The organism is bacterium (genome assembly GCA_030704665.1).
GTDB lineage: Bacteria > Patescibacteriota > Microgenomatia > Woykebacterales > RBG-16-39-9b > JAUYID01.
In genome coordinates this window covers 888707-901682 of sequence record JAUYID010000009.1, presented here as the reverse complement: position 1 = coordinate 901682, position 12976 = coordinate 888707, and the positions used below count along the sequence as shown (strand labels likewise).

Annotated in this window: 9 protein-coding genes; 7 read left to right on the top strand and 2 right to left on the bottom strand. The window is 45.1% G+C overall.

Annotated features, from left to right (window positions below; genetic code table 11):
* Positions 1 to 44: 44 nt before the first annotated feature.
* Both rpoB and rpoC read left to right on the top strand, forming a co-directional pair.
* On the top strand, positions 45 to 3455 hold the full coding sequence (rpoB, locus tag Q8P13_05300; protein ID MDP2671842.1) for a DNA-directed RNA polymerase subunit beta: 3411 nt from the start codon (positions 45 to 47) through the stop codon (positions 3453 to 3455).
* An 85-nt stretch (positions 3456 to 3540) separates the two neighbouring features.
* Positions 3541 to 7335 carry a DNA-directed RNA polymerase subunit beta' gene (gene rpoC, locus Q8P13_05295; GenBank protein ID MDP2671841.1) on the top strand — a complete coding sequence of 1265 codons (3795 nt, stop codon included), beginning with the start codon at positions 3541 to 3543 and terminating at the stop codon, positions 7333 to 7335.
* Here rpoC and Q8P13_05290 read toward each other — a convergent pair.
* Complete coding sequence (locus Q8P13_05290) at positions 7332 to 7652, bottom strand: DUF192 domain-containing protein (GenBank protein ID MDP2671840.1); 321 nt, start codon at positions 7650 to 7652, stop codon at positions 7332 to 7334. The two genes, rpoC and Q8P13_05290, sit on opposite strands and share 4 nt — an antisense overlap.
* Positions 7652 to 8230 (bottom strand): peptidylprolyl isomerase, encoded by a 579-nt coding sequence (locus tag Q8P13_05285; protein MDP2671839.1) that lies wholly within the window; start codon positions 8228 to 8230, stop codon positions 7652 to 7654. The genes Q8P13_05290 and Q8P13_05285 overlap by 1 nt, the downstream gene beginning before the upstream one ends.
* A gap of 120 nt (positions 8231 to 8350) precedes the next feature.
* Between Q8P13_05285 and rpsL the strand changes: the two genes are divergently transcribed.
* From rpsL to tuf, 5 genes are all read left to right on the top strand, one after another.
* The gene (gene rpsL / locus Q8P13_05280; GenBank protein MDP2671838.1) at positions 8351 to 8767 is read left to right on the top strand and encodes a 30S ribosomal protein S12; all 417 of its coding nucleotides are present in this window, start codon (positions 8351 to 8353) and stop codon (positions 8765 to 8767) included.
* A 2-nt stretch (positions 8768 to 8769) separates the two neighbouring features.
* Positions 8770 to 9243, top strand: a complete 474-nt coding sequence (gene rpsG / locus Q8P13_05275; protein ID MDP2671837.1) for a 30S ribosomal protein S7 — start codon at positions 8770 to 8772, stop codon at positions 9241 to 9243.
* Between the two features lie 49 nt (positions 9244 to 9292).
* A complete protein-coding gene (locus Q8P13_05270) occupies positions 9293 to 9487 on the top strand; it encodes a hypothetical protein (GenBank protein MDP2671836.1) in 195 nt (64 codons plus the stop codon).
* On the top strand, positions 9480 to 11582 hold the full coding sequence (fusA, locus tag Q8P13_05265; protein ID MDP2671835.1) for an elongation factor G: 2103 nt from the start codon (positions 9480 to 9482) through the stop codon (positions 11580 to 11582). Before Q8P13_05270 ends, fusA begins: the two co-directional genes overlap by 8 nt.
* Positions 11583 to 11756: 174 nt before the next feature.
* Complete coding sequence (gene tuf / locus Q8P13_05260) at positions 11757 to 12947, top strand: elongation factor Tu (protein ID MDP2671834.1); 1191 nt, start codon at positions 11757 to 11759, stop codon at positions 12945 to 12947.
* Positions 12948 to 12976: the final 29 nt, after the last annotated feature.

Genomic DNA, 12976 nt, shown 5'->3' with positions numbered 1-12976 from the left:
TTAATCAAATTTATCTAGCTTGGAAAGCTGAAAGGCCTTATTGAATGAGCTCTCGCCGAATCTTTGGGACAGCAGGTCATGAATTTCCTTTGCCCAACTTAATAGAACCACAAATTAGATCCTACGATTGGCTAATCAAAGAAGGTATTGCCGATTTACTTGCTGAAGTCAGCCCAATTGAAGATTTTACTGGGAAAAACTTCTCTCTTTATTTTCTCGAGCACAGTCTCGGAGAACCAAAATACGACCCTATCAAAGCAATTGAGAAAGGTGTTACTTACTCAGCTCCACTCCGAGTCAAAACTCGTTTGCTGAACAAAGAAACCGGAGAAACTCTTGAGCAAGAGGTCTTTTTGGGTGATGTTCCCCTCATGACCACTTCCGGTACCTTCATCATCAACGGTGTCGAAAGAGTGGTGGTTACCCAACTTACTCGAAGTCCGGGAATTTTCTATTCTGCTGAGATTGAGCCGGCGACAGGAAGAGCCTTGTTTAAAGCAGAGCTGCGGCCGACCCGAGGTAGTTGGCTTGAGTTTGAAACCGCGAAAAACGACCTTCTGACCGTGAGAATCGACCGAAAACGTCGCATTCCGGCAACGACCTTGTTGCGAGCAATTGGCTTTGGGTCAGATGAAAAAATACGAGAACTTTTCTCTGAAGTAGACAAGAACGAAGACCACCACTACATTGATACGACTCTAGCCAAGGATTCGACTAGTGGTCCTGACGAAGCTTATCTTGAGATTTATCACAAAATGCGCCCCGGAGACCCTGCAATTTTGGAAAATGCCAAAGTTCTACTCGAAAACCTTTTCTTCAATCCTCGGCGCTACAGTTTGGGGAAAGTGGGTCGTTACAAGCTCAACAAGAGATTGGGAATTGAGGTTACCAACGATTCTGAGCACTGGATCTTGACACAAGATGACATCATTGCGGCCACTAGATTTTTGATTCAGCTCAACAACGGTCAAGGAGAAGCCGATGATATTGATCATCTCGGAAACCGACGTGTTCGAACGGTTGGTGAGCTAGTCCAGAACGTTTTGCGAGTTGGTTTGTTGCAGATGGAACGGGTGGTCAAAGAAAGAATGAGTATTTCAGCTGATCTGACTATGGTCACTCCAACCTCACTGATCAACGCTCGACCTGTGGTAGCGCGGTTGAACGAATTCTTTGCTGGCTCACAGCTCTCGCAGTTTATGGACCAGATTAATTCCCTTTCCGAGCTTGAACATTTGCGCCGTCTTTCTGTGATGGGGCCAGGTGGTTTGACTCGCGAAAGAGCTAGTTTCTCAGTTCATGACATCAACAACTCCCAGTACGGTCGTATTGATCCAATCAAATCCCCGGAAGGGCCAAACATTGGATTGATCACTCACCTGGCCTTGATGGGAAGAATCAACGAATATGGCTTTTTGGAAACCCCTTATCGAAAGGTTGAGAAAACAAAAGACGGTAAGGCTCGGGTCACTGACGAAATTGTTTGGATGATGGCCGATGATGAAGAGCAATATTTTATCACCCATGCAAATATTAGTCTCGACAAGAAAGGTTACATTTTGGACAGTCGTGTCCCGGTCCGACATAAAGCTTCTTTTACTACCGCCCTTTCTTCTCAAGTAGATTTTATCGATGTTGTCCCTTGGCAGATCGTTGGTGCTTCTAGTTCACTGATTCCTTTCTTAGCCCACGACGATGCGAACCGAGCTTTGATGGGAGCGAATATGCAAGCTCAGGCTGTTCCTCTGATCAAACCAAGGGCGCCCATCGTTGGGACAGGCATGGAGAGCGTTGTAGCTGAAAACATGGGACGAGTACTCATGAGTCCGGTTGATGGTCGAGTCAGCTATGTAGACGGTCAAATGATAAAAATCGAAGAAGCCGGTAAAAAAGAATACACTCTTGAGCTTTCTAAGTTTGTTAAATCAAATCAAAATACTGCTTACACTCAAAAGGCAATTGCCAAAATAGGTGAAAAGGTCAAAAAAGGCCAAATTGTCGCTGATGGACCAGTTTCTGAAAACGGAGAGCTCGCTTTGGGACAAAACTTACTTATAGCCTACATGTCTTGGGAGGGTTACGGCTATGAAGACGCGGTTATTATTTCAGAAAGACTGGTGCAAGAAGACCTTTTGACTTCAATCCACATTGAAGAGTTTGAAGCTTCTGTGACTGAAACTAAACTAGGTCCTGAAGAAACCACGCGAGATATTCCGAACGTTGGAGAAGAGGCTTTGGCCAATCTCGACGAACAAGGGATTGTTTACATCGGAGCTGAGGTTGGTCCAAACGATATTTTGGTGGGAAAAATTACCCCTAAAGGAGAAACCGAGCTTACTGCTGAGGAAAGGTTACTCAGAGCTATTTTTGGTGAAAAAGCACGTGAAGTACGGGATACATCTTTGCGTATGCCTCACGGAGAAAGTGGAACTGTGGTTGGAGTACAAATTCTTTCCAAGGAGGCTGGCGATGAGATTGAACCTGGGGTCCAGCGCTTGATCAAAGTAAAAGTTGCCCAAACAAGAAAAATTACTGTTGGAGACAAGCTGGCGGGGCGTCACGGAAACAAAGGAGTAATTTCCAAAGTAGTTCCGATTGAAGATATGCCTCATCTTGAGGATGGAACTCCGATTGATATTATTCTTTCACCACTCTCAATCATTTCTCGTATGAATCTGGGCCAGCTACTCGAAACACACTTGGGTTGGGCCGCTGCCAAACAGGGTTACAACGCCGCCATCCCCGCTTTCGGTGGTGCTAAAGAAGAAGAAATCGAAGAAGAACTGAAAAAAGCTGGTTTGCCGGTCAGTGGAAAAGTGACTCTCTACAACGGAAAAACCGGGGAAGTTTTTGCCAACCCAATCACGGTTGGTGTCAGTTACATCATGAAACTTGTTCACATGGTTGATGAAAAAGTTCATGCGCGTAGTACTGGACCGTACTCTTTGGTCACTCAACAACCGTTGGGAGGAAAAGCTCAAATGGGAGGCCAGAGGCTAGGGGAAATGGAGGTCTGGGCCCTAGAAGCTTATGGTGCTTCTCACACCTTACAGGAGATGCTGACCATAAAATCTGATGATGTAGTTGGTCGAGCCAAAGCTTTTGAAGCCATTGTCAAGGGAACTGATATTCCTGAATCAACTGTTCCGGAATCGTTTAAAGTTTTGGTCAAAGAGTTGAACGGGCTCGGGTTAAAAGTCGAGCTTTTGGGAGCGCAAATCGAAGAGGAGAAGCCAGAAACTACCAAAGAACTTGTTGAAGAGGCCAAAGCTGAAGAAGCTGGTCAAGAACTTGCCGTAGCAGCGGGGGAAGAAATAGAAGCTTCTGTTGAGGAAATAGAAAGTAAGAATTCTCCTCTTGAGATTGAGGAAGGAAACGAAGAAGCCAAGGCAACAAATAAAGAAGAAGTTGAAGAACCAACTGAAAAACAGCTGAAAGAGGAAGTTGTTGAATGAACGAATTATCAATCAACGGCTGGTTTTTGAAAAACTTAAAAATTTGTACTGCGGTTGATATTTCAATTGAAAGCGGAAAAAAACTATGAATGAAGTCAAAGATTTCGCAGCTTTAAGAATAATTCTGGCAAGTCCGGAAGACATCAAGTCTTGGTCTCACGGGGAAGTTACCAAACCAGAAACCATAAACTACCGAACCTTTAAACCAGAAAAGGATGGGCTTTTTGATGAGAAAATCTTTGGGCCAACCAAAGATTGGGAATGTTATTGTGGAAAATACAAAAGAATTCGTTACCGCGGAGTTATTTGTGACAAGTGTGGAGTTGAGGTTACCCAGTCCAAAGTACGTCGCGAAAGAATGGGTCATATCAAGCTTGCTGCTCCAGTAGCTCACGTTTGGTTTTTCAAAGGAACTCCAAGCAAACTCTCCCAACTACTTGACATTACCCCCCGTAGCCTGGATGCGGTTGTTTATTTTGCAGAATATCTAGTGGTAGATACCGATGAGGACAAAAGAGCGCAGGCTCTTTCTTCACTCAGCGAAGAAGTCAAAAACCGCCAAGAAGAAGTAAAGAAAGAATTTGAAGAACGGAGCAAGGAAATTGACAAGGAAGTCAAAGAAGAGGTTGAAAAAGTTGGGGTAAAAAACAAAGAGCAACGGGAGTTGATCGTTGATGAGCTGAAACTGAAAGAAAAAGCACGCCTAGCGTCTCTCAAAGAAGAGGAAGCGGCAGAGATGGCTCGTGTTGAAGAGATTAGCAAAACTCTTTCTGACCGTATCAAGACAATCAAGAAAATGTCCCTACTTTCGGAAGACGAGTATCAGAGGCTTGCCGACTACAAGGTCGAAGGTTTTATGAAAGTTGGAATGGGGGCAGAAGCCTTGCTGGAAATACTGAAAACTCTCGATTTGAATGAGCTTGCGCGAGGGTTGAGGGAAGAATTCCAAAACTCAACTGGACAAAAGCAGTTGAAAGCGACAAAAAGACTACGTGTTGTCGAGGGTTTTCGCAACGCCGATATTAAATTGGACTGGATGATTCTTGAATCTTTACCGGTCATTCCACCTGATTTGCGACCAATGGTCCAGCTCTCAGGGGGAAGGTTTGCGACAAGTGATTTAAATGACCTATATCGTCGCGTCATCAACCGCAACAACCGGCTAAAGAGACTAACGGATCTCGGAGCTCCAGAAATCATTTTGCGAAATGAAAAGAGAATGCTTCAAGAAGCTGTTGACGCGCTTATTGATGCAAGTCAAAGACCAACTACTACTCGAGCCGGAGTCCAACAACTGCGCTCGCTTTCCGACATGCTTAAAGGTAAACAAGGACGTTTTCGCCAGAACCTTCTCGGAAAAAGAGTTGATTATTCTGGACGAAGTGTAATTATTGTCGCACCAGACATTAAACTAAATGAATGTCGACTACCAAAAGAAATGGCTTTGGAGCTTTTCAAGCCCTTTGTTTTGCGAGAACTTATTTTCCAGGGGTATGCCCCCAACGTAAAAAGTGCGAAACATGTTTTTGAACGACGAGGAACTGAAGTCTGGGATATTTTGGAGGCAATCACCAAAAACCACCCTGTTCTTCTGAACCGGGCTCCAACCCTACACCGTCTGGGTATGCAGGCTTTCTTTCCAATTCTGACCGAAGGGAGTGCCATTGGTATTCACCCTTCCGTCACTACTGGTTATGGAGCTGATTTTGATGGGGACCAAATGGCGATTCATGTTCCTTTGTCAATGGCGTCCCAGGAGGAGGCAATTAACCTGATGATGTCAACCAACAACCTGCTTCGACCTGCGGACGGTGAGCCAATCATGACTCCAAAACAAGACGTTTTTCTTGGCTGTTTTTATTTAACTAAAATGCTTGAGGCTGAACCCAAGGGACTTTACTCAGAAGAAAATGCAATTACTGCTTATCAATCTGGAAAAATCTCAGTTCAAGAGCCGATAAACCTTTTTTACAAAGGTGAGGTGCTCAAAACTACAGTGGGAAGATTACTTTTTAATCTAGCCTTGCCTGAAGAGCTGCGCTACTTCAACGATTTGGTGAAAGGACCAATCTTGAAGGGTCTGTTTAGTAAAAGCCAAAATTTACTTGGCAAAGACCGGACGGTAAAAATGATTGACGACTTGAAAGATCTTGGCTTTTTGTATGTAACTGAATCAGGGCTTTCAATGTCGATCACTGATTGCGAGATTATTCCCAACAAAGCAAAATTGATTGCTCAAACAGACAAAAAAGTTGAAGAAATTGAAAAAAACTTGCGTCGTGGTTTGATCACGGAAACAGAAAAGGTACGACTTTCAGAGGAACTTTGGGCAGAACTAACCACGGAAATTGACGAACTAACCTGGAGAAATCTCAGCCCCAACAACCCGTTGAAAATGATGCAAGAATCTGGGGCACGCGGTAGTCGGGACCAGATCAAACAACTAGCTGGAATGAGAGGACTGATCGCAGACCCTCTTGGCCGAATTGTGGAATTACCCCAAAAAAGTAACTACCGGGAAGGTCTCGATGTTTACGAATATTTCACTTCAACTCGAGGAGCCAGAAAAGGACTAGTGGACAAAGCTCTCAAAACCGCGGATGCAGGTTATCTCACCCGACGTTTGGTTGATGTGGCCCATGATCTATTGATCAGAGAAGAAGATTGTGGAACCAAAGAAGGTCTTCTTTTCCGGCAGGAAGAGGAGCGGCCCGGGAAGTTTTTGGAAAGACTAGTCGGTAGGGTCGCGGCAGTAGCTATAAAAGGGAAAAATGGAAAAGTGGCCAAAAAAGCTGGTGTCATCGTGGCTGAGGAAGACCTGGCTGACTTGGAAAAAGCAGAGGTAAAAGAAGCTTTGATGCGTTCGGTTCTCACTTGTGAAACTAAGTTCGGGGTTTGCCAGTCCTGTTACGGACGTGATCTTTCAACCAAAAAAGTAGTAGGTATGGGAACTCCTGTTGGGGTCATTGCTGCCCAATCAATTGGAGAGCCTGGAACTCAGTTGACGATGAGGACTTTCCATTTGGGAGGTATCATTGGTTTGGATATCACTCAGGGTCTGCCACGTGTCGATGAAATTTTTGAGGCTCGCACACCAAAGACCCCAGCGGTTATCAGCGAACTCCCTGGTAAAGTAGCGGTTGTTGATAGTGATGAGGGAAGAAAGGTTCGAATCACTGCTAGCGACAAGGGTTCAAAAGTGGAAAAAGAATACGTCATCCCAGTTACAAGTGAGCTTCGAGTCAAAGATGATGACCAAGTTGAAGCTGGAGACCCGCTCACGAGCGGGCATTTAGACCTGAAAACCTTGCTTGAGACAAAAGGGATTCGTGCGGTTCAGCAATACGTGATTGGAGAGTTGCAGAAAGTTTACGAATCTCAGGGAGCTCCAATCAACGACAAACACTTTGAGACAATTGTCAGAAAAATGAGCGAAAAAGTTCGAATTGAAACTTCCGGAAACACTGCGCTTCTACCCGGAGAGTTGGTGGACAAAGTCCGCTTTGCTGAAGAAAACGCCAAGGTTTTGGCCCAAGGTGGAGAACCAGCAACCGCGGCTGTTGTTATCCTGGGAATTACCAGAGCGGCTCTTTATACCGAATCAGTTTTATCCGCAGCTTCTTTCCAAGAGACTACTTCAGTTCTGACCGACGCTGCGACTAGCGGAAAAATTGATTACCTGAGAGGACTTAAAGAAAACGTTATCATTGGTCGTCTCATTCCTACTGGTGAAAGTGCACGACTTACTGCCAAAGTAGAAAATCTTGAAGAAACTCCGGTTGTGGCAGCTGAAGAAGTAGATATTGCTGAAGCTGAGGTTACTGAAAAAGAAACTAAAAAAGAGCCTAAAGTCAGCAAAGAACTAGTCGCTGAAGCCTAATACTTTACTTGATCTCCTAGCTTTAAACCCAGGTGTTTGATCGAGCCCGTCTTTAATTCTAGGGTTGTTTTGGCTTGGAAAACAAGAGGCGAGACTCGCCATGGTTTCAGACCGTCTACCAACCTAGTTATTCGATTACCTTTGTCCAGAAAGACAAGGTCAATTGGAAAAGAGACAAAGAAAGTATGAATCGAATTGACCCCTGGTAAAGCAACTCCCTCCCCAAACCCCTTTGGTTCAGATTCTCCGATCACTCCTTTGACTTTTGACCAGAGGGTTGAATAGATTTTGACTTTGGTTAAGACCACCGCAGCCATTAGTTTACCGAGACCTCAGTCATGACGTCTCCAACTTGGATTTTGTCTACGACCTCAAGTCCAGAGGTTACTTTTCCAAAAATAGTGTAATTTCTTGGCAGATTTGGGTTGTCAGCGAGCATAATGAAAAATTGGCTCCCATTTGTATCCGAACCAGAATTGGCCATCGCTACAACCCCTCGGTCATAGTTTCGGGTCACTGCTTCATCTTCGAAATCGTAGCCAGGCCCACCAGTTCCATCACCATTGGGATCTCCACCTTGAATGACGAAGTCTTCCTCGCGGCGGTGAAAGGTAAGTCCATTGTAAAATTTATTTTCAGCTAAAAAAATGAAATTGCTAACGGTTTTTGGTGCCTCCGTGCCAAAAAGTTCTATCACAAGCTCACCTTTTGCTGTTTTGATTGTGACAGTACGATTTTTTAGCTGCTCGTCGGGAAGAACTCCGGGGAATTTGTCATAAGTACGCTTGACAGTTTCATCCATTTTACTTGCCTCCTTTGCAGGTTCTGAAGTTAGTGCTAAAACGATTGCGCCAACGCTTACCACTGCTCCGATCAAAATAAAAAGCGGTTTCATAAGACTTTCCTTTCCAAAGCAGAACTGTTTATAAACTTTACCACAGAGAATTATTCTAAACCATAATCAATAATTGTTGACAGTTAGCTTCCGAGCACGTATAATGCCTAGGATCAAATTATGCCTACAATTTCTCAACTTGTCCGCAAGGGACGAGCCAAAGTAAGCAAAAAAGTAAAGGCATCGGCGCTGCGTTCTAGCTTCAATGCTCGAACTAGAAAGCCGGTAAGCACCTTTAACCCAATGAAGCGGGGAGTTTGTGTCGTGGTCAAAACAATGACTCCGAAAAAACCAAACTCAGCACTGCGTAAAGTGGCTCGTGTGCGACTTTCCAACCGAAAAGAAATTACCGCTTACATTCCGGGAATCGGTCACAATTTGCAAGAACACTCAATTGTTTTGGTTCGCGGTGGTCGTGTTAAAGATCTACCGGGTGTGAAGTACCATATCATCCGCGGGCATTACGATACTGGTGGGGTTGAGGGCCGCAAACAAGGACGTAGTCTTTACGGTGCGAAGAAAGGGAAGAGTGAATAAAGATGCGTGGTAAAAGAGTTCCAAAGAGAAAACTTCCTAACGACCCAATTTATGGTAGCCGAGTTCTCACCCGTTTCGTCAACCGTCTCATGGAAGCTGGAAAAAAAGTTGTGGCTGAGAAAGTTGTTTACGGTGCCCTTTCTGAAATCGAAAAACAAGACAAAAACCCCCTCGAGACTTTTGAAACCGCGATAAAAAATGTTTCCCCAAAGATGGAAGTTCGCTCCCGCCGGATTGGTGGAGCCAACTATCAAGTTCCAAACGAAGTGCGTGGGGACCGTAAAGAAGCTCTCGCCATTCGTTGGATCATTACTGCTGCCAAGGCTCGCCCAAGCACAGAATATAAAAGTATGGCCGCGAAACTAGCCGCTGAATTTACCGATGCAGCCAACAACACCGGAGCAGCGATCAAAAAGCGTGACGATACCCATCGAATGGCAGAAGCAAACAAAGCATTTGCCCACTTTCGCTGGTAAAACGGCAGTTAAAAACTAACTGCCAAGAGCACCGAAGAGGTGTTTTTTGATGGAAAAAGAAACTAGTTCGGTTGAAGACTTGAATACGGAGATAAATGAACTCGAAGCAAAGGTTGAAAGAGCTAATACAGTCTCTCCTTGGTTGAGAAAAGGTGGAAAGCCGATCCACGCTGAGTTTTGGAAAATAATTTTGATTTTCGTTGTTGTTTTGTTTTTGGTCCTAGTTTGGAAATTTTATGGCTAAAGAAGTTGGTTTAGACAAAATTCGCAATATTGGGATTATCGCTCACATTGATGCCGGGAAAACCACGGTGACTGAGCGTATCCTCTTTTATACTGGAAAAACTTACAAAATTGGGGAAGTTCATGAGGGAGCCGCGGTCATGGACTGGATGGCTCAGGAGCGGGAGCGAGGAATTACGATCACTTCGGCTGCGACCACCGCTTTTTGGGAGACGAAGGAAGGCCCCAACGCTGGTGTCAAGCACCGCATCAATATTATTGATACCCCGGGGCACGTTGACTTTACCGCTGAAGTAGAGCGTTCCCTACGGGTTCTTGACGGTGGGGTGGTAGTTTTCGACGGCAAGATGGGAGTTGAGCCTCAAAGCGAAACAGTTTGGCGCCAAGCTGACAAATACAACGTCCCCCGAATTTGTTTCATCAACAAACTCGACGCCACCGGCGGAGATTTTTACATGAGTTTAGCTTCTATCAAAGAACGCCTTGGAGCCAATGCCCATCCAATTCAGCTTCCAATTGGCGAAGAGCAGGGTTTTAAAGGTATGGTCGACCTCATCACCCGCAAAGCAATCACCTACACTGAAGAAATGGCTAAAGAACCAACAATAGGTGAGGTTCCAGCGGAAATGAAAGACAAAGTTGAAGAGTTCCGCTCAAAACTGGTTGAAGCAATCGCCGAGCAGAGCGACGAGCTTTTGGAAAAATATTTGGATGGTAAAGAGCTTTCCGAAGAAGAATTAAAATCTGGTCTTCGTAGTGCGACTTTGGCGTACAAACTTATTCCCGTTATGGCTGGTTCAGCACTGAAAAATAAAGGAGTTCAGCCCCTGTTGGATGCAGTAGTTGACTACCTTCCTTCCCCATTGGACAAAGAAGCAGTTAAAGGTCTAAATCCGAAAATCGGTAGTGAAGAGGAAAGGAAAACCAGTGCCGATGAGCCTTTTGCTGCTCTCGCTTTCAAAGTCATGACTGATCCTTTTGTGGGGCGACTGACTTATTTTCGAGTTTATTCAGGGAAAATGACGGCTGGTTCTTACATCTACAACTCTACAAAATCGACCCGCGAACGAGTGGGACGTATACTGCTGATGCACGCCAACACACGGGAAGAAATTACCGAAATTGGTGCTGGTGAGATCGGGGCAGCAGTGGGATTGAGAGATACTTTCACTGGGGACACTCTTTGTGCTGAAGAGAAACCAATTGTTTTGGAAGCAATTAAATTTCCCGAGCCGGTGATTTCTTTGGCAATTGAGCCCAAAACCAAGGCTGACCAAGAAAAAATGGGACTTTCTCTAGCTAAACTAGCCGAAGAAGATCCAACTTTCCGCATGAAAACTGATCAAGACACCGGACAAGCGATCATTTCCGGAATGGGAGAGTTGCATCTGGAAATTATCGTTGATCGCATGAAACGAGAATTTAATGTTGAGGCCAACGTCGGAAAACCCCAGGTTGCTTACAAAGAGACGATTCGAAAGAATGCGCAGGGTGAGGGAAAATACATTCGGCAAACTGGAGGCCGTGGTCAATACGGTCACGCTTTAGTTCGAGTTGAACCAAAAGGGCGGGGCGAAGGTTACGAATTTGTTTCTGAAATAGTTGGGGGTTCAATTCCTAGAGAGTATGTTCCAGCGATTGAAAAAGGAATCAAGGAAGCTCTGGAAAATGGAGTAGTTGCCGGCTTCCCTACAGTTGATCTTAAAGTTGCGGTTTACGATGGGAGTTATCACGAGGTCGATTCCTCTGAGGCGGCCTTTAAAATTGCCGGTTCGATGGCGGTCAAAGACGCGGCTGCCAAAGCAGAGCCTGTTATCCTTGAGCCAATTATGCGTATTGAAGTCACAACCCCAGAAGAGTTTATGGGCGATGTCATTGGTGATTTGTCCAGTAAAAGAGCCCAGATTGAAGGTAGCGAACAAAGAGGCAACGCTCGGGTAGTCAAAGCGATTGTACCCCTGGCCGAAATGTTTGGTTATGCGACGGCCTTGCGCAGTATGACCCAAGGAAGAGCCAACTTCAATATGGAACCGTCCCACTACCAAGAAGTACCAGTAAATATTGGGGCAACTATTGTAGCTAAGGGTGCGAAATAGGGTTGTTTGAGGCTAAAAGCGGGTAAAGCAACCAGAAGAGAAAGAAGGGGCTAGCGTATTTGACTGAGTCTGCTAAAATAGTAAAACGTGCGAACGAGCCTGAAACGAAGCTAAGAGCAAATTGATTAGAAAGAACAGAAACTAAGTTTAAAAGGTCCTAAAGGAGGAATTAAAATGGCAGAAGCCAAAAAGTTTGACAGAAGTAAACCACATGTAAATGTGGGAACTATTGGTCACGTTGACCACGGTAAGACAACTCTTACCGCAGCCATTAGTAAAGTATTAGCTGAAAAGGGTATGGCGGAATTCCGCGCCTTTGACAGTATCGACAACGCTCCAGAAGAGAGACAGCGTGGTATCACCATTGCGCTTGCGCATGTGGAATACGAGACTGAGAAGAGACACTATGCTCACATCGATGCTCCAGGACACGCTGACTACATCAAGAACATGATTACAGGAGCCGCCCAAATGGATGGAGCGATTTTAGTTGTTTCGGCTGCGGATGGTCCAATGCCCCAAACCCGAGAGCACATCCTCCTTGCTCGTCAGGTTGGAGTACCAGCAATTGTCGTCTTTATGAACAAATGCGACACAGTTGATGACAAGGACCTTCTTGATCTGGTCGAAGAGGAAATTAGAGAATTACTCAACAAATACGAATACCCAGGAAAAGATATCCCAATTATTCGGGGATCAGCCTTGAAGGCTCTTGAGGGTGATGCTGAGGGTATCAAGAGTATTGAAGAGTTGATGAAGGCTGTTGATGACTACATTCCAACCCCGACTCGTGATCTCGACAAACCCTTTCTGATGCCAGTTGAGGATGTTTTCTCAATCAAAGGTCGAGGAACAGTTGTTACTGGCCGAGCTGAGCGAGGTAAGGTAAAAGTAAACGAAACAGTCGAAATCGTTGGAATTCGCGAGAAAACTACTACTACGGTTGTTACCGGAGTTGAAATGTTCCGTAAACAACTTGACGAGGGTCAAGCGGGAGACAACGTTGGACTACTTCTTCGAGGTATTGAAAAAGACGACGTTGAGCGCGGACAAGTTGTCGCCGCACCAGGATCAATCAAACCTCACACCGAATTTGAAGCTGAGGTTTATGTTTTGACCAAAGAAGAAGGTGGGCGTCACACTCCTTTCTTTTCCGGCTACCGTCCTCAGTTTTATCTCAGAACTACTGATGTGACTGGAGAAGCAACTCTGAAAGAAGGTACGGAAATGGTTATGCCAGGTGACAACACAGTGATGAAGGTTAAATTGATTGGCCCAGTTGCTCTAGAAGAGGGACTTCGCTTCGCTATCCGTGAGGGTGGACACACTGTTGGAGCGGGTGTTATTACCAAGATTGTTGCCTAAGAAGTCTTAAAAGCTTAGAGCACAAGGAC

Bases quoted from the DNA above. Each gene is read 5' to 3' on its own strand.
- rpoB (MDP2671842.1), top strand. From the start codon at position 45: ATGAGCTCTCGCCGAATCTTTGGGACAGCAGGTCATGAATTTCCTTTG.
- rpoC (MDP2671841.1), top strand. From the start codon at position 3,541: ATGAATGAAGTCAAAGATTTCGCAGCTTTAAGAATAATTCTGGCAAGT.
- Q8P13_05290 (MDP2671840.1), bottom strand. From the start codon at position 7,652: ATGGCTGCGGTGGTCTTAACCAAAGTCAAAATCTATTCAACCCTCTGG.
- Q8P13_05285 (MDP2671839.1), bottom strand. From the start codon at position 8,230: ATGAAACCGCTTTTTATTTTGATCGGAGCAGTGGTAAGCGTTGGCGCA.
- rpsL (MDP2671838.1), top strand. From the start codon at position 8,351: ATGCCTACAATTTCTCAACTTGTCCGCAAGGGACGAGCCAAAGTAAGC.
- rpsG (MDP2671837.1), top strand. From the start codon at position 8,770: ATGCGTGGTAAAAGAGTTCCAAAGAGAAAACTTCCTAACGACCCAATT.
- Q8P13_05270 (MDP2671836.1), top strand. From the start codon at position 9,293: ATGGAAAAAGAAACTAGTTCGGTTGAAGACTTGAATACGGAGATAAAT.
- fusA (MDP2671835.1), top strand. From the start codon at position 9,480: ATGGCTAAAGAAGTTGGTTTAGACAAAATTCGCAATATTGGGATTATC.
- tuf (MDP2671834.1), top strand. From the start codon at position 11,757: ATGGCAGAAGCCAAAAAGTTTGACAGAAGTAAACCACATGTAAATGTG.